The following is an 18,237-nucleotide window of genomic DNA, read 5'->3' as shown; positions in this document are numbered from 1 at the left end:
TCATGAACCACCTCATCATGAGATTTCTTCTAGAACACTATCGTATGCTATAGTAACCAGGATTGATAATACCATTAAGATTTCTTAAATAAAGAAAAATGAAGAGAGCATAAAATAGTTTGTGTAAACGATCGATCACCAAAAAAGGAAGTCCTTTTCTAGTAGAATGAAGTTACCGACCACATCCACAGAAAAGAGGACTTCCCTATGAATAATTTTACTACAGATATTGCTCACGCTCTAGTCCAACATCAGGATATCAACGAGATCTTTCGATCTCATCTGGAACACGCCGTGAACCAGCTGCTTCAAACCGAATTGACGTCCTTTCTGGATTATGAGAAATACGATGCGTCCGGCATCGGTTCCGGCAATTCCCGCAACGGCACGTACGAACGCACCTTGAAAACGGAATTCGGGGAGCTGTCGCTGGCGATTCCCCGGGACCGGAACGGGGACTTTCACCAACAGACGGTCGCGCCGTACAAACGGACCAATGATACGCTGGAAGCCTTTGTGATGCATATGTACCACAAGGGCGTCACCACCGCGGAGATCGCCGATCTCCTGGAACGCATGTATGGCCACCATTACACGCCGCAGACGATTTCCAATATGACGCAGACCATGGAAGCCGAAGTGGAAGCCTTTCGACACCGGTCGCTGGCGAAACGCTACGCCTGCATCTATCTGGATGCCACGTTTATCGCGTTGAAACGGGACACGGTCGCCAAAGAAGCCGTGTATATCGCGGTCGGGATTCAGGAAGACGGCTCCAAAGAAGTGCTGGCGTATCTGCTGGCTCCGACTGAATCCGCGGGCAACTGGCAGGAGCTCCTGGAGGACCTTCAGGTCCGCGGCCTCGAAGAAGTACTCCTCGTCGTCTCCGATGGATTGGCGGGCATGACCGATGCGATCCACGCCGTCTATCCGAGTGCCCGGCATCAGACGTGTTGTGTGCATGTCTCCCGCACCCTTGCCCGCAAGGTCCGCGTGCAGGATCGTCCGGCGGTTTGTGCTGACTTCAAAACCGTGTACCGGGCCAACAGCCGCGACGAAGCCGCTGAAGCCCTTCAAGCGTTTATCGCTGCGTGGTCCTCGCGGTATCCATCGATTCGCCGGGTGCTCGACGAGCACCCCACCTTACTCACGTTTTATGATTTTCCCTCCGCGATCTGGCGGAGCCTGTACTCGACGAATCTGATCGAATCATTCAACAAGCAGCTCAAGAAATACGTCAAACGCAAAGAACAATTCCCGAATGAAGCTTCCATTGAACGGTTTTTGGTCAGCCGTTTTGATGCCTACAATCAAAAGTTTTCCACCCGCTGCCACCTGGGCTTCGCCCAGGCCCAACATCAATTGGAAGATATGTTTCAACGGCAGGGTTAACTTCAAGGCTGGAAAAGGACAGCCGTTTACACAAAATTATTGACGGTCCCTATTTTTGAAGCTCATTGACTTTGTAAAGATAATAGTCAATATAAATATTTATATTCGCTAATAAAACTTCCATTTCTAAATAAATTCTTTCTATTTCTTTCATTTGAAGAGAATGATTAGACGCAAATTCAAGTTCATTAAGTGAAGTGCGAAGGTGTATTAAGGGAAAATAAAGCAGATCATAAGGAAAATCTTTTATTATATTATCAAGCTTCAAATTATCTATTTCAAAAGCAATATTTTGGAGCAATTTTTGTTCGTAAACTTCTTCATTTTTTATTTTTGCCATGACTTTAAGCCATTCTTTAACTATAGATTGATAATTTTTAAGTTGTGTTATTTGTATTTTCATCTTGCACCCTCTTTTCGTCAGAAAAAGATAATATTAATTCTAAAAATTTTTGAGAAATTAAAGAGAGCTCTTTGTTTTTTTTATATACGATTTTAAATGTTCTGGTAAATTTGCTGTTTTTTATTAAAATGTTCTCAAATAATCCAAAACTTAGTTCCTTACGAATAGCACTTTTAGATAAAATGGAAAAACCAAGATGAGCTTCTACTGCAGATTTGATCGATTCTGTACTATCCAATTCTAAAATAATATTTAATTTCTTTGGATCGACTTGATGGTGTTTTAAATACTTCTCAGCTACGCTTCTCGTTCCTGAACCTTGCTCACGTAAAATTAATGGAAGACGCCTTATTTCCTTTAAATCAATAGGTTTATTTAAAAGCTCACAATCTTTTTTATTTCCAAATAAGACAAGTTCATCTTCCATAAAAGAATGGGTAATAAATGAAGGATCATCAAATTCTGCTTCTATTAACCCTATTTCTATTTCATTTCTTTGGATCATTTCGATTACATGCTTACTATTAGTGATAACAGTTTCTAGCTTTACGTTTGGATAGTGAGTTTTAAACGTATTTAAGTAAGAAGGAAGTACACTTTCACCAATAGTCAGGCTACTAGCTATTAATAATTTACCTAGTAAAGTATCAGATAATTCGCTAAGTTCATTTTCGGCTTTGGTAGTCATATTAATAATGTTTTCTGCGTAAGGATATAAGATTTCTCCAGCTAATGTTAAGTCTACCGAGTGATGTGTCCTTGTGAATAATTTAATCCCTAAATATTGTTCTAAAGATTTAATTTGAGAAGTAATAGATGGTTGAGATAAATAAAGCGCTTTGGCAGTTTCTGAAAAATTTTTACAATTTGCTAGAGTATAAAAAGTTTTAATATATTCAAAATTCATATTGTGTCTACCGCCTTTACTAAACGAAGACCCCTTTTTAAACTAAGAGGTCTTCGATCACTTTATACTACCAATTTTCATGGTCAAGATGGATATATTTGTCAAGATAGCGAGTTGGCATTTTCAAAGCATCTTTACGGAAAGGAGGGGCTAACTGGGTACCATCTACTTTAATATTTAAGATAGTTGGCTTTTTAGCCTGCAAAGCTTCAGAAAACGCTCTTTGAAGATCCTCAGGGTTGTCAATGGTTTCCCCATTTGCTCCCATACTTTTAGCTACTTCTGCAAAATCAGGCCCTTGTATATCTGCCCCTACGAAACGATTATTATAATAATCGACTTGATTTTTCTTTTCTGCACTCCAAGCCTCATTATTTATAACACAAGCTACCACTGGAAGATTTTGTTCTACTGCTGTACTTACCTCGTGTAAACTCATTCCCCAAGCACCGTCTCCTACTATAGAGATGACTGGTACATCAGGGTTCCCTTTCTTGGCTCCCAATGCTGCGGGATAAGCAAATCCGCAATTTCCAAACGTAAGTGCTGCTAAATGTTTACGTGGCTTATTGAATCTTAAATAAGAATTTGAGGTGGAGGAAGTATTACCAATATCAGATGTAACAATTGTATCTTCTGTAATCAAATTAGAAATTTCTAAAAGTGCTCTACGCGGGTTCATTGGTTGTCCAGGTTCCATTGCTTCTTTTTCGATTTCATGAATCCATTCGTTTTTACGTTCTTTTGTTTTTTCCCATCTTTCTTGATTCAATTTTCTTTCCGGATAGTGTTGCTGTATTCTTTTATTTAATTCTTGCGTGACATCTTTAGCATCGCCTAAAATTCCGCATTCAATAGGATGAGTTCTAGCGATGTTTCGATGGTTAATGTCAACTTGGATAATATCGGCTTTTTTAGGAAAATAGTCAATGTCATAGGCCGGTAAAGTTCCAAATACGGAAAGCCTCGTGCCGATAGCTAAAACGACATCAGCTTCTTCTAATGTATACATAGCTGATTTTGCTCCCATATAACCGATTGGGCCTACGGCTAAATCATGATCCCAAGGAAACGCATCATTATGCATGTATGAAGTCGCTACTGGAGCGGACAAATACTCAGCCATTTCTTGAACATCGTCGACAGCATCGGCATCAACAACACCACGGCCAGAAATTATTACTGGTTTTTGAGCTTGTTGAAGAAGGTTTACAGCTTTATCTAAAGCTTCAGAATCTCCAAAACCTTTTTTTGTTACGCGATATTGATGAGGAGAAAGAATTTGTTCTTCAATCTCACCAAAAAATAAATCTCTAGGGATGTCAAAAAGTACAGGTCCTCTTTCAGCATAAGCAATGCGAAAAGCTGTGCGTAAACACTCAGCTACACGACTTACGTGAGGAACTTGCACAGTCTCTTTAGTGATAGCTTCAAACATAGATACTTGATCTGCCTCTTGAAAGCCGTCCCAACCAATAGTAGGGGTTCCTGCTGATGGGGAAATTACTACCATAGGTGTATGTGCCAGATGGGCTGCAGCTACAGAAGTCACCATGTTTGAGATTCCTGGACCATTTTGTCCAATAACAACGCCTGCTTTTCCAGTAACACGAGTGTATCCATCCGCCATATGAGCTGCGCTTTGCTCATGACGCACTGGAATAAATTCAATTCCGGCAGTCGGGAGCAAATCTAACATGTCCATAAAAGCAGAGCCTAATATGCCATAAATTTGCTCGACATCCTCTGCAAGTAATGTTTCGACGATAGCCTCACTAGGAGTCATCTTAGTTTTTTGATTGAAGTGTTCTTGTTTACGCAGCTCGCTTAGTTGACTTTTAGTTTCCATGTCCATTAAATGAATCCTCCTTTTAGGTTAATAAATGTAAATTGTAAGCGATACCAAAATTATAAACACATTCATTTTGTAATTGAAATAAAATTATCAAACTTTTTAAATCAAATATTTTAATAGTGAACATTTAAAAAAATTATATGAAGTGACAAAAAATTGTAAAAAACCCCATCACGTCAATGTTAGCGCTTACAAATGCTTCTCAATATGTTTATTCGTTAGAGAAACACTATTTGTGCTAGCAAGATATCTGTGGTTTAAATAAGTCAAATCATCTAAAAAGGAGTGTTTGGATAATGCGTGTAGGAATTCCTAGGGAATTAAAAAACTATGAAAAACGAGTTGCAGTTACTCCATCAATGGTTGAAGAATTAGTTAATAATGGAAATGAAGTTTGCGTAGAAACACAAGCTGGAGAACAAAGTGGGTTTAATGACATTGAATTTGAAAGTGCTGGTGCTGCAATTATTAAAGACACAAAGAAAGTATGGGACTGCGAAATGGTAATGAAAGTTAAAGAACCTCTTCCTGAAGAGTACCAATATTTTAGAGAAAATCTTATTCTTTTTACGTATTTGCATTTAGCAGCGGAACCAAGATTAACCGACGAACTCCAAAAAAACAAAGTTACAGCTATCGCTTATGAAACATTAGCATTAAAGGATGGTTCTTTGCCATTACTTACTCCTATGAGCGAGATAGCAGGCAGAATGTCAGTTCAGATTGGAGCTAGATTTTTAGAAGGCACATTTGACGGTAAAGGAGTATTGTTAGGAGGTATACCAGGAGTGTCTCCGGCTACAGTTACTATTATTGGTGGAGGCGTGGTCGGAGTAAATGCCGCAAAAATAGCCACTGGTCTTGGCGCTCATGTAAAAATTTTAGATGTTAGTGCTAAACGCTTACGTGAAATTGATGATCAGTTCAATGGGAGAGTCGAAACACTTATGTCTAACGCTCAAAATTTAAGCAACGCTGTTGCTTCTGCAGATCTTTTGATAGGGGCTGTATTAATCGCTGGTGCTAAAGCACCGCAAATTGTAAAAGAAAGTATGGTTAAAACGATGAAAGCAAACTCTGTAATAGTGGATGTGGCTGTAGATCAAGGAGGGTGTATTGAAACAATTGATAAAATCACTACTCATGAGAATCCGATTTATCTTAAACACGAGGTGGTTCACTATGCAGTAGCTAATATCCCTGGATCGGTTTCAAGAACTGCAACTCTAGCATTGACAAATGCCACTGCGCCATACGCTAATTCACTTGCTACTCTAGGAATAGAAAAAGCATTAATAAAATACCCTGAATTACAATCAGCAATCAATATTTATGATGGTAATATTATTCACCCTGCAATAGCGAAAGCTCATAAAAAAGAATTTGTTAGTTTTAGTTAAATAAAACCTAGTAAGTATTATAAATAGGGAGTGAGTAAATAATGAAAACAAACGAAGAACAAGAATTAATTACAAAAGATAAAGAGCACCTTTGGCACGCTATGCACCGGCACAACCCTGATGCTTCGCCAATGGTAGCTGATTATGGAGAAGGCTCATGGTTTACTGATAAAAATGGGAATAAATATATGGATGGGGTTTCAGGCCTATGGTGTTTGAATTTAGGCCATGGACAACAAGAAATTGTAGATGCAGCCACTGAACAACTTTCAAAATTGGCTTATTTTCCATTAACCTTTAGTCATGAGCCAGCTATTGAATTAGCTTCAAAAATTAGTGAGCTTTTAGGCGGTAATTATAGAACTTTTTTCTCCAATGGTGGTTCAGATGCCAATGAAACAGCTTTCAAAATTGCCAGACAGTATCATAGACAAACTGGAAATCCTGAAAAATATAAATTTATATCAAGATACCGCGCTTATCACGGTACAACAATGGGGGCCATGAGCGCTACGGCGCAAGCACAACGTAGAACTAAATACGATCCTTTGGTGCCAGGTTTTTTACACGTTCCACCTCCTTATGCTTATAGAAGTACATTTGCTAATCCTGAGAGAGATGATGAACTAGCAGCTGACTTTTTAGAACAGACGATCATTTGGGAAGGGGAAGAGACCGTAGCTGGGTTTATCATGGAGCCCTTTATCTCAGGTGGTGGAGTAATCAAACCACAATCGGCATCCTATCTACAAAAAATTCGAGAAATCTGTGACAAGTATAATGTTTTATTGATTATGGATGAAGTAGTTTCGGGCTTTGGAAGAACCGGAGAGATGTTTGGTTTTATGCATAGCGAAAACGTAAAACCAGATATGATTTCGATGGCAAAGGGATTGACAAGTGGCTATATGCCTCTAGGAGCTACGGCTATTAAAAATGAAATTTATGAACCATTCAAGGAAGTTACAGGAAATAGTCATTTTCGCCACGTTTCTACGTATGGAGGCCATCCAACAGCTTGTGCTGTAGCATTAAAAAACATCGAAATTTTGGAAAGAGAAGGTATAACTAATCGAGTAAAAAAGTTGGGGACTAGTAAGTTAAGTAAATTGGAAGCCCTTGCTTCACATCCTAATGTAGGAGAGGTAAGAGGAGTAGGGTTTTTATATGGCTTGGAAATGGTAAGCAACAAAGAAACCAAAGCTCCTCTACAAGATGAATCAATGAACGAAATTTTGAGAGAGTGCAAAAATAAAGGTCTTATTATAGGGAAGAATGGGGATACTGTTCCCGAGCTCGGGAACGTATTAATTATAGCTCCACCGTTAACTTCAACGGAAGAAGATTTGGATTTTCTATTAAATACTTTAGAGCAGGTTTTAGAAACGATAAAACATTAGAGCGGAATATATTTCCGCTCTAACTTTTAACTCGTCAATGGATAAAAGAAATTAGGAGGCAATTTTAATGAAATTAAAAGATAATGTCTCTCCATTACCTCAAGAAAGTTTAGAAGGAAAAAATCCAGAAGATAATCAATTGAAAAAAACTTTAAAACCTAAATGGGTTTGGGCAATTGCACTAGGTTCAGCAGTTGGGTGGGGCGCTTTTGTTCAACCGGTTCAATGGTTAGGAACCGCTGGACCATTAGGGGTCATTTTAGGGATGACGCTTGGAGCATTATTAATGATGGTTATAGGTTTTTGTTACGGCTATTTAATACAAACATTTCCTTTCACCGGGGGCGGATTTACTTATGCTTACTACGGTTTTGGAAAATATCATGCCTATATATGCGGTTGGTTTCTTGCATTAGCTTATGCCTGCATTATTGCATTAAATGCGTCAGCACTAGGGCTAATGTTTAGATTTTTATTACCCGAGTTAGTGAGCTGGGGCTACATGTATAGTGTAGCTGGTTGGGAAGTTTACGCCGGGGAAGTTTTAATATCATGTATAGCGATTATTGTTTTCGCTATATTTAATATACGCGGTGCTAGTTTATCAGGTTCGATGCAATACTGGTTCGTAATCGTATTAATACTAGGTGCTCTTGCGATATCTATTGGTTTATTTTTCTCTTCAAGTTCTTCATTATCTTTTACTCAGCCGCTGTTTAATACTAATATTACTTCATTTGAAGCGATTTTTTCTATTTTGGCAATAGCGCCTTGGGCATATATTGGTTTTGATAATGTTCCTCAGGCTGCTGAAGAATTTAATTTCAAACCAAAGAAAGCATTTGCATTGATCGCATTTTCGCTCATTTGTGCATCTTTAATATATTCGCTAATGGTATTTGCTACTACCATTGCTGGTCCATGGCAAGACTTAGTAAGTGCGCAACATCAATGGGGCACAGGTGAGGTCGTTCGAAACACTTTGGGTGTTACAGGGGTATCTATACTAGCTATTGCTTTAAGCGCAGGAATTTTTACTGGCCTTAATGGATTTTATGTAGCTACTAGTCGTCTACTATTCGCTATGGGAAGATCACAAATTTTTCCAAGTGCTTTTGGTAAACTGCATCATAAATATAGAACTCCAAATATTAGTATAATGTTTATATGCTTACTTTGTTTAATTTCTCCTTTTTTTGGGAGGGAAGCTTTAAACTGGATTGTAGATATGTCTTCAATAGGAGTTACAGTTGCTTTCCTTTATTGTTGTTTAGCTTCATATAAAGTATTTGCCTGGAATAAAAAAGAATCACTCGCAAAGAATAAGTTTCAAATTTCTCCAAAGAAAAAAATTATTTCCGTATTAGGAGTATTCATTAGTGTGGGGTTTATTTTATTACTGATTGTTCCAGGTTCCCCCGGGGCACTGGCTTTCCCATCATGGATTGCTATGATTGTATGGATATTGATTGGTTTTACATTTTTTCAGATAAATCGTAAGAAAATTAGCCAATTAACAAAAGAAGAACTAGACATGAGAATTATTGGTAAGGATTCCAAGTAAAAATATCTTATTTATTATTTGAATAATAAGAAAAATTGAAATTTTTCTTTAAATCTTAAAAATTCTAAAGTGATCTTCAGTTAATGCTGAGCTCACTTTATATAAATTCGTGAAAGCATGGCTGACTTCTTATCTTTCGATCCGCCTAGTGACCAGGGACGGCTCCCGGGAGTATAACAAAACCATTACGAAAACTTGTCCCGAGGTCCTTTAAATATCGGGCCGGGGTTATCTTTATAATCACGGGAGTCGTTCGATCACTGAGTGAAACGAGTCTTTCCCGGAAAGGAGACCATGTCGGTCTCATTTGCTTTTTCCATGTCCGGCTCCAGCGACCCCATCTCACACCCGTTGCACAAAAAAGAAAAGCAAGTATGGCAGTTGATTTAACAATTGCAGGCCCCCCGGCATCGCCAGGGTGCTTCGATTTCACACATCAGCTGGAATTTGTTTCTGAACTAAAAGACGAGTCGGAAATAAGGTTCCGTCTAGACCCTCCCATGAGCCACAAACTCCAATGTCCTCCTAGCGTGGGAATGTGTCGATCGGTCATCCTTTCGTTTGTCAAGAAGAGAACATCTGCCAATCATATCTTCACGATCATTTAAGTCCAAGGCTACTAAAAAGCCTTCTCGACCTTAAAAAATTTTCTAGATCATTTACGAGCTAGTCCGGACGAACACTTCTGTACTCATGTATTTGTTCTGCCGTGAACTCCTCTGACTACATATCTTTGGTCTCCGTCAGCGCTTTCGTCGCAGGACGCAGCTGCCATCAGGGAATTGGAGGACTAATATCCCTTTCTCCGAGACGTGAATTATCTAATGGCAAAGTTTCAACGACGAATACAGCATCGAATCGACTAGCCGTCCATGTTAGCCTAAATCCAACAAGCGACTCCAAGGCCCATTTCCAAAATGCAAAACGGCAGTTCTGTTTTGTTTTCGTACGGGAAAGCCGTGGTCATTGCCTAGCATTTTTTCTGCAGTAACGGGTTGGTGGAAGATCACATGACTCGCGTTAAGATACTGAAACGCCAAATGTTTGATCGTATTAACGTCGATTTATTGCTTCAAAAAGTCCTCTATAAATGGCCGAAGGTATAGCAAAAAATAGTCGTTGATTTTACCTGTGCTCACATGTTTCTTCATTATTAGACCGGGAGATCCAAAGATTGGCTAACCTTGACACTTATGGTTGAGATTGCAATGAAAGAAAAGACAATTTTTTATTATATTAAATTATATCGTGTATTACGTATCTTTATTTCTAATTTTAAAACAATATAGCTAACATTAGAGTAGGAGGTGGCTTGTATGAATTCAGAAACTACTGCACACAGGTATTCTTCAAATACAGGCATGAAATATCGAAATAAATGGTTGCTAGGGGTTTTATTCACTTTTGTAATTGCTCTCCTAGGATTTTTATTAGCCCTTATTCCTGGTTTTAGCTACATTGGGCAATTAGCCTGTGCCATAATACTTGCCGTTTCTTACCGACAAATATTTGGATATCCTGAAAAATTAAGAGAGGGTATAACTTTTTCGACGCAGAAACTTCTACGTTTAGCCATTATTTTATACGGTTTGCAACTAAATATTGCTGTTGTTTTAACTGATGGTGCGAGTTTATTAATTAGAGATGCGGTTATTATTACTTTTGCGATTTTATTTACTTTGTGGTTAGCCAAGGTATTAAAAGCAGATTATTCCATTTCTATGCTATTAGGTGTAGGAACAGGAATTTGCGGAGCAGCAGCAATAGCTGCAGTAGCTCCTATACTTAAAGCAAAAAATGAAGACACTGCGATTAGCGTAGGGATTATTGCACTAATGGGGACTGTATTTTCTATTATTTATATTCTGTTGCGCCCCATTATTCCTCTTGAATCGATGGAATATGGTATTTGGTCGGGTATGAGTCTTCATGAATTAGCGCATGTGGCTATAGCTGCAGAACCAGCAGGGCAAGATGCCTTAGCTATCGCCCTTTTAGCAAAGCTCGGACGAGTATTTTTACTAATCCCTGTTTGTTTCGTCTTAATCTTTTGTATGAAAAAAATTTCAAAGGAGAAAAACGCCCCTCAAGTAAAAATCCCATTTCCATATTTTCTTTTAGGATTTATTGGCATGAGTTTAATAAACACATTTGTTTTAAATGAAGTCATTCCTTTCCCTAACGAAATAATGGTCGGCGTTGAAAATGCCACAACCTGGTTGCTTACTGCTGCTATGGTCGGTCTAGGCTTAAATGTGATTTTTAAAGACTTACGTAATAAAGCGTTTAAACCCTTAATTGCTATGTGCATTACGACTGTTTTTGTTTCAATTATTTCGTTTTTGTTGCTATAAACATTAAAAAGAGGTGAAAATATGTGGGAAGAACTAATAGAAAAAGTGCGAAAAAAGAGACCTTCTATACTTTTTATGGACGGGGAAGATAATCGAGTTGTTGAAGCTGCACTAAAGTTATCCCAAGAGAAAATTATTCACCCAATTTTGGTAGGAAATGAATACGAATTGTGGAGAAAACTAAAAAACGTAAAAAATACAGATGTTGAAATTATAGATCCAAGTACTTTTTACTCAAACAATAAAATTTACAATTATCTGTTCCAAAAATTACTAACTAAATATTCTCAAGACCACGCTAACCAACTAGTTCGAAGCACTAACTATTTTGCTATGGGTTTGTTAAATTACAATATTGGAGAAGGTTTAATAGGCGGAGCAACTTTCAAAACTTCTGATGTATTAAGGCCTGCGTTAGAAATCGTCAAAACAAAAAAAGGTATTCAACGAATAAGTAGCTATTTTTTAATGAATAATCAAGAAAAAACATTTTTATTTGCAGATTGTGCTGTTAATCCTTCTCCAAGTAGTTATGAATTAGCAGAAATAGCTTTTCTATCTGCAGAAGCGGCTGAACTTTATAGTTTGAATCCAAAGGTGGCCTTTTTGAGCTATTCTACCAATGGCTCTGCAACTTCTAGTGATACCGAAAAAGTTAGCGAAGCCACAAAAATATTTACTAATAAGCATGACGAATATCCCGCTGAAGGAGAGGTCCAATTCGATGCAGCTGTGACGCCAGCAATAGCCGCGCGCAAAAATCAAAATTCGGTCATTCAAGGTGAAGCGAATGTACTAGTATTCCCGGATCTAAATTCAGCAAATATAGCATACAAGATTACAGAAAGATTGGCTGGTTATCAAGCTATTGGGCCAATTATTCAAGGACTTAATCGGCCAGTGAATGATTTGTCTAGAGGGTGCTCAATGGAAGACATTTATTACCTAGGGATCATTACTGGTTGGCAAGCGATAAACAATAAGAGGCTTAGTCTTTCCTAAGACAATTAATTCCACATTGTATGATGCGTTTAAGTGAAGGGATGATCTGAAAATGATTTACTTACGACATGTTTGTTTAGATCACAAACTCATCTCTTTTCAAGAAGCTATATTAAAATTTCAAAAAAATTGCACGACAAGAACTTGGGAAGTAGTTATTGAAAATGGAAAACATTTCTTTTTTGAAGAACCTAATAACCATTTTTGTTTTATTTTAGAAGCCGTAGACATAAATAGGCATGTTTACCGTGGCCCTTGTGTGATTGAATTTGTGGCTCAAATGCTTAATATCGTCCATCTGCAAGGTATCAGGCCATTACAAGTACTATCGTAAATGTCTCTCTAAAAAGACAAAAAGAAAAGTAATTCATTGACCATTAGGGGGGTTTAAACCAACACTCTTAAGAGCAAAAAGCATCAAGAAGCAATGATTCTTTTTAACGTTTGAATGTTTCGGAAGGTGCGACGCCTTTGCATTTGTCTTCATTTTTTTCTTGATTAATGCTGCAATAATCCTCCGACAGGGCTAACGAATAATGATAAAATGCGATAGAAAACGTTCGAACTAACGAAAGAGAAGACAAGAGACTTAGCCGCCCCCGTGATCGTTGAGAAATATATTGGTAGTACTATGAATCATCAGAAAGGAAAAACCTTGGATACCTATGGGCTTGTTATTGGGAAGGAGATTTTATGATGAAAATGAGCTGGCAATATTATTATACGGTGATGAAAAGAGCTCATTTAGATCAATTAAAGCGGGAAGTATGGACAGCAGAGCATATTAAAATCAAACGGAGGATGCAAGGTCTATCGCAACGAGAACTGGCTGAAGCGGTTGGGGCATCCGTGCGTACGATCAGACGTATTGAAGCCGGTGTGACGATCCCTCACGAAGATCTTTTAAGAACCATTGCTCAAATACTTCCAATCTATTTCCCGCAAAAGAGAACCAATGAGGAAACTAGATGGTACAGGTGAATACCCGAAGCAGTTAAACGGATGGTGGCTCTGAGGTATGCTTAATCCCTAATCGAAGCATGCCTTGGAACAATTAAAAGAAAACATAGAAGAATTTATAAAAAAATAATAATTGAAAATGAAATAAATAATAAGTCAAAATAACTGAGTGTAAAAAAGCTAAGAAAAGCAGCAGTTTCCCTAAAAAGAGTGAGGGTTTATTTATATGAGTTATTGATACAGAAAGAAGAAAATTGACTATTTGTATTATTGAATAATTGAATTATTGTATGATTGTTTTATTTTATGTATTATAAACAGGCGTTTCAGCTTCGGAAAGAGCTGAAACGCCTGTTTTGTTGTGAGAAGCTGCTCATAATCGCGATTATGTTAAGGAAGCATCAAGCGCCGTTTGGCACACTGATGCTTCCTTTTTGTCGTGATTCTATTGATGGTCTTTTTTAAGCTTTAAGCGCCGTTAACTTAAGGGTGCGCGAAGTGGAATCATGCACCATGTCAAGCAGCTCGGGATTATCCTCAAGGGATTTACCGTACGACGGAATGATTTCCTTCAGCTTCGGCTCCCACGCTTCGAGGTGATCGGGGAAGCATTTGTTGAGTACTTCAAGCATAATCGACACGGACACGGAAGCCCCCGGTGATTCCCCGAGAAGCGCTGCCATCGTGCGATCTTCGGCATGAATTAGCTTGGTGCCAAACTGCAGGGCGCCCCGACCGCCCTCCTCGGTATCCTCAATCAGCTGCACGCGCTGGCCGGCAACGAGAAGCTCCCAGTCCTCACTGGACGCATCCGGCACAAAGTTGCGCAGCTCCTCCATCCGGTGTTCCTTGGTCATGCTCAGCTGCTGGGCGAGATACTTGAGCAGCGGGGTATTCTTTGCGCCGGCTGCAAGCATCGTCAGCACGTTTGTCGGCTTGACCGAACCAAACAGATCCATCGGAGAACCCTGTTTCAAAAACTTGGGCGTAAATCCGGCGAACGGGCCGTACAGAAGCGTATCCCTGCCTTCGATATGACGCCGGTCCAGGTGCGGCACCGTCATCGGCGGCGTGCCTTCCGGCTCTTTGCCGTACACCTTGGAATGATGCTTTTGGACGACCTCGGGATTATCACAGACAAGGAATTCGCCGCTGATCGGAAATCCGCCAATGTGTTTGCTTTCGGGAATTCCGGTTTTTTGCAGCAGCGGCAGCGCACCGCCGCCGGCGCCGATAAAGGCGAAGGAAGCCGTATGTTCTTCGAGCGTTTCCTGCTGGTGGTTTCGGACCTTTACTTCCCACGTGCCGTCCGGTCGCTGGGCAATATCGTCGACGGAATGATTGTAGCGGATCTCGACGTTACTTTGCTTCTCCAGGCTGGCAAGCATCTGGCGGGTGAGTTCCCCGAAATTGATATCGGTGCCGTGGTCGACCTTCGTGGCTGCGATCGGCTCGTCGGAGTCGCGGCCCTCCATCATTAACGGAATCCACTGCCTGATTTGTCCGGGGTCTTCGGAAAACTCCATGCCCTGAAACTGGGGATGGCCGTCGAGGGCCTCGAACCGTTTTTTTAGAAAGTTCACGTGGTCCTGTCCGTACACAAAGCTGATGTGGGGGAGGGGACGGATAAACTCCTCCGGGTTTTGAAGGTCGCCCTGGTCCACCAAATGCGCCCAGAGCTGTCGTGAAATCTGAAACTGTTCATTAATTTCGACCGCCCGGCCGGTCTTAAGAGAGCCGTCCGGCTGCTCGGGGGTGTAGTTCAGCTCACAGAGAGCCGCGTGTCCGGTACCGGCGTTGTTCCATTCATTCGAGCTCTCCTGTCCCGCGGAATCAAGCTTTTCAAAAATAGTAATGCGCCACTCCGGCTCCAGCTTTTTCAGAAGCGTGGCGAGCGTCGCGCTCACGATGCCGGCGCCGATCAGAATGATGTCGGTCGTTGTGTCATGATTACGCATCGTTTTCCTCCTTTGGATGATGCAACAAGTTGAGTTTATACAGAAAATAAACTTGTCATGCGTCTGTGACGCTGATTTTGCAGATGTTTATCTTGCGAAGGATTGGCAGACCTAATCCCTCTTTTAATGATTGTGATTGGCTTTCCGCTGAACCATGGCAATGAAGGCAGAAACGCATGGTAGATCGTCTACACGTTTCGATGTTTCATCCCTTGAGACAGCACATGCTCCACATTGATGAGGTGTCTGCTCATGGCCTCAGTAGCCAATTCGTTCTGGTGGTTTTCGATGGCATGAAAGATTTGTTGATGTTCGTCAATCAGGTTTTGAGAGGATCGTTGTTCGAAAAACAACCATACTTTTCTGGTTTCATACATGGTTTTTTGCAAGGTATCGGAAAGCCGACTCATCATTTGTTGGAGAAGGTAATTTCCGGAGGCTTCGGCAATGGCTAGATGGAAACGAACATCGCCCTGTTCGCCGAGACCCCCCGAACCGTTGGACGCCTGCGTCATTTGTTCCAGCGCGTCCCGCATCTGTTCCAGGTGACCGTCTGTCCGTCGAAGTGCAGCCAGTTCGGCAGCTCCTTTCTCCAGCACATGACGGACTTCAAACAGTTCTTTCATGGTTTGCGTCGAAAGAAGGGTAGGGCTGTTCATCATTTCTGTGATGGTGGAAGCATCGTATTGGTTCACAAAGGTGCCTTCTCCCTGACGAATCGTGATAATGCCGACGGCTCGTAATGCACTTAACGCTTCCCGAACGGCGGAATGGCTTACATCGAACTGTTCCGAAAGCGCAATGACGGAATCCAGTTTGTCCCCGGGTTGTACTTCTCCACGTCTGATCATGTCTTCAATTTTTTCTCGAACCACTTCAGCGATTTTTTTCGTTTCAATACGTTCGATAGGCATTAATGGCTTCTCCTCTCGTGGATGCTGGGATCGCTCTACGTTCTTGATCGTTTGTGCGTCAGCGTTGGTCTCGCTGCCCTGCTTTAGGCAAAGCATAAAAACGATAACTATTTTATTTTCTATAGATATGGTCATCAGATGAGGAGCATGAATTCATTGTATCATCAGTAGAAACCGCTTTCAATTATCAAGCTGTTTTTGAACAAAGAACTAGAAAAAGCATCTTTTAGTCACAAAACATATTGCAAATATGAATGTAAGCGATTACTATATGGAATATGGTCATCTGATGACCATATTACCCCTATCCTTGATGAGCGGTAAGAGCGAAAGCATCATGATATCAAAGAGGAGGAAATCAAATGTTAATGATCGTGGCCTTAAGCGCTGTGATTGTACCATTTCTGTTGTTGGTCCTGCTGCGAATGCCGGCAATTAAAGGGATGTCTATCAGTGCCGTTGTTGTCATTCTATTAGCGATAACCGTGTGGGGAATGGAAAGCCAAGTGATTGCTTCGTCGATCCTCCAGGGTGTACATAAAACCTTGACCATTTTATTCATTTTGTTTGGAGCTCTGGTTCTTTTGAATACCCTCAGGAACACGGGGGCAGTGAATCGCATTAATCAGGGGTTCCAGAGTATTTCTCAGGATATGAGGGTCCAATTGATCTTTGTCGCCTTTTTGTTCGGATCGTTAATTGAAGGGGCGGCAGGGTTTGGTACCCCGGCGATGGTGACGGCGCCGTTAATGCTCGCGCTAGGTTTTAAGCCCTTGGCGGCGGTGGCGACAGCGCTCATTGCTGACAGTACTGCCGTCGCCTTCGGAGCGGTAGGAACGCCCGTGTTGGTCGGCTTAAGCACTTTGCCCGAAGCGGATGCTGCCTTTTATCGGGATGTCGGTTTTACGGTCACCCTCATTGATTTATTCGCGGGCATGTTCATTCCTTTTATCCTAATGCTCGTTCTGACGTTGTTCTTTGGTAAAGGAAAGGGTATCAAGGACGCTATGGTGATGCTTCCCTGGACCCTGCTTATTGGGATCACGTATAACGGATCCGCATTAGTATATGCATATTTGTTTGGCCCGGAGTTTGTAGCGATTCTTGGTTCGTTAACGGGACTGGTGGTGGCCGCGGTGACTGCTAAAAAAGGATGGTTGCTCCCAACGTCCACATGGACCGATGCTATGCAGGAGGATTTCAAGATAAGTCACGAACGATCCGAGATGGGATTAATCCGGGCGTGGCTTCCGTATATCATTGTTGTTCTCTTATTGCTTCTCACCCGTATTGTTCCTTGGTTTCAGAAATTCACCCAGACCGCCATTGATTTAACCTGGACGAATATTTTGGGGGTGGAAGGGGTCACGTCGGAATGGGAACTGCTTTATTCTCCCGGCACAGTCCTCACGGTCGCGGCTATCTTGGCCGTCGTCGTTCAACGAAAACGGCTGGGCCACTTTGGGCGGGCAGCCACGCAGTCGTTGGCTACGATTAAAATTACCGCTGTGACTCTTGTGGCCACGCTTGCCATGGTTCATGTGTTTAGTAATTCCGGGATGAATGCGAGCGATTTGATGAGCATGCCGGAGTACATTGCGCAGGGGATGGCAGCCGCCTTCGGCCCAATGTGGATCTTTGCCGCCCCGTTCCTCGGGGAATTGGGGTCTTTTATTACCGGAAGCGCCACCGTTTCAACGCTTACCTTCTCCCCAATTCAGTACAATATCGCAGAGGCCACGGGCGCGAATGTCCACGTGGTGCTTGCTGCTCAACTGGTGGGAGCCGGCGCGGGAAATATGATTTGTGTGCATAACGTAGTTGCTGCTAGTGCTGTTGTAGGAATGCAGGGAGAGGAAGGAAACGTTATCCGAAAAACCTTGGGACCGGCATTTCTGTATGGGATCTTGGTGGGTATTGGCGGATTCATTTTGATGAACATTTTATAAAATGACTAATGGGTTGAAGTTGGACACTAATACCAACTTCAACCCATTATCTTTTAATACATTTTAAATCGTCAAAATGACACCGTGGAAGGACTGAACAACCAGACCGAGGTGATCAAACGGAACGCCTTCGGGTTTCAACGGTATGACCGTCTGTGAGCCAAAGTGTTATTGCATCA

The 18,237-nt window shown here is 41.2% G+C and carries 14 protein-coding genes and 1 pseudogene; 10 read left to right on the top strand and 5 right to left on the bottom strand.

Annotated features, from left to right (window positions below; translation table 11 throughout):
- Nucleotides 1-207: 207 nt before the first annotated feature.
- Nucleotides 208-1,392 carry an IS256 family transposase gene (locus B5066_RS00835; protein ID WP_079474071.1) on the top strand — a complete coding sequence of 395 codons (1,185 nt, stop codon included), beginning with the start codon at nt 208-210 and terminating at the stop codon, nt 1,390-1,392.
- A gap of 49 nt (nt 1,393-1,441) precedes the next feature.
- Here the strand turns inward: B5066_RS00835 and B5066_RS00830 are convergent, their stop codons facing one another.
- From B5066_RS00830 to xsc, 3 genes are all read right to left on the bottom strand, one after another.
- Nucleotides 1,442-1,795, bottom strand: a complete 354-nt coding sequence (locus B5066_RS00830) for a hypothetical protein (protein ID WP_079474070.1) — start codon at nt 1,793-1,795, stop codon at nt 1,442-1,444.
- On the bottom strand, nt 1,770-2,702 hold the full coding sequence (locus B5066_RS00825) for a selenium metabolism-associated LysR family transcriptional regulator (RefSeq protein WP_079474069.1): 933 nt from the start codon (nt 2,700-2,702) through the stop codon (nt 1,770-1,772). Before B5066_RS00825 ends, B5066_RS00830 begins: the two co-directional genes overlap by 26 nt.
- Before the next feature lie 67 nt (nt 2,703-2,769).
- Complete coding sequence (gene xsc / locus B5066_RS00820; RefSeq protein ID WP_425320073.1) at nt 2,770-4,557, bottom strand: sulfoacetaldehyde acetyltransferase; 1,788 nt, start codon at nt 4,555-4,557, stop codon at nt 2,770-2,772.
- A gap of 296 nt (nt 4,558-4,853) precedes the next feature.
- On the opposite strand from xsc, the gene ald reads away from it, so the two are divergent.
- The 7 genes from ald (at nt 4,854) to B5066_RS00785 (ending at nt 13,258) form a co-directional block, all read left to right on the top strand.
- Nucleotides 4,854-5,957: an alanine dehydrogenase gene (gene ald, locus B5066_RS00815; RefSeq protein WP_079474068.1), complete on the top strand. Its 1,104-nt coding sequence runs from the start codon at nt 4,854-4,856 to the stop codon at nt 5,955-5,957.
- Nucleotides 5,958-5,998: 41 nt separating this feature from the next.
- Complete coding sequence (locus tag B5066_RS00810; protein ID WP_079474067.1) at nt 5,999-7,357, top strand: aminotransferase; 1,359 nt, start codon at nt 5,999-6,001, stop codon at nt 7,355-7,357.
- Nucleotides 7,358-7,424: 67 nt separating this feature from the next.
- Nucleotides 7,425-8,921, top strand: coding sequence for an APC family permease (locus B5066_RS00805; RefSeq protein WP_079474066.1), 1,497 nt, complete (start codon nt 7,425-7,427; stop codon nt 8,919-8,921).
- Nucleotides 8,922-10,237: 1,316 nt separating this feature from the next.
- On the top strand, nt 10,238-11,275 hold the full coding sequence (locus tag B5066_RS00800; protein WP_079474065.1) for a YeiH family protein: 1,038 nt from the start codon (nt 10,238-10,240) through the stop codon (nt 11,273-11,275).
- Between the two features lie 21 nt (nt 11,276-11,296).
- Nucleotides 11,297-12,277, top strand: coding sequence for a phosphate acetyltransferase (pta, locus tag B5066_RS00795; RefSeq protein ID WP_079474064.1), 981 nt, complete (start codon nt 11,297-11,299; stop codon nt 12,275-12,277).
- Between the two features lie 52 nt (nt 12,278-12,329).
- A complete protein-coding gene (locus B5066_RS00790) occupies nt 12,330-12,611 on the top strand; it encodes a hypothetical protein (RefSeq protein ID WP_079474063.1) in 282 nt (93 codons plus the stop codon).
- Nucleotides 12,612-12,973: 362 nt separating this feature from the next.
- Nucleotides 12,974-13,258, top strand: a complete 285-nt coding sequence (locus B5066_RS00785; RefSeq protein WP_179123994.1) for a helix-turn-helix domain-containing protein — start codon at nt 12,974-12,976, stop codon at nt 13,256-13,258.
- A 440-nt stretch (nt 13,259-13,698) separates the two neighbouring features.
- Here the strand turns inward: B5066_RS00785 and mqo are convergent, their stop codons facing one another.
- The gene (gene mqo / locus B5066_RS00780; RefSeq protein WP_280522694.1) at nt 13,699-15,213 is read right to left on the bottom strand and encodes a malate dehydrogenase (quinone); all 1,515 of its coding nucleotides are present in this window, start codon (nt 15,211-15,213) and stop codon (nt 13,699-13,701) included.
- 170 nt (nt 15,214-15,383) lie between these two features.
- Nucleotides 15,384-16,109, bottom strand: a complete 726-nt coding sequence (locus tag B5066_RS00775; RefSeq protein WP_079474060.1) for a FadR/GntR family transcriptional regulator — start codon at nt 16,107-16,109, stop codon at nt 15,384-15,386.
- A 362-nt stretch (nt 16,110-16,471) separates the two neighbouring features.
- Here B5066_RS00775 and B5066_RS00770 point away from each other — a divergent pair, with 362 nt between their 5' ends.
- Both B5066_RS00770 and B5066_RS17065 read left to right on the top strand, forming a co-directional pair.
- A complete protein-coding gene (locus B5066_RS00770) occupies nt 16,472-18,058 on the top strand; it encodes an L-lactate permease (protein ID WP_079474059.1) in 1,587 nt (528 codons plus the stop codon).
- A 75-nt stretch (nt 18,059-18,133) separates the two neighbouring features.
- Nucleotides 18,134-18,217 (top strand): annotated as a pseudogene (locus B5066_RS17065) (transposase); the annotation flags it as partial.
- Nucleotides 18,218-18,237: the final 20 nt, after the last annotated feature.

This window comes from Marinococcus halophilus (genome assembly GCF_900166605.1).
Taxonomy (GTDB): domain Bacteria; phylum Bacillota; class Bacilli; order Bacillales; family Marinococcaceae; genus Marinococcus; species Marinococcus halophilus.
Note: the sequence above shows the minus strand (reverse complement) of the source record. Positions and strands in the feature narration are given on the sequence as shown.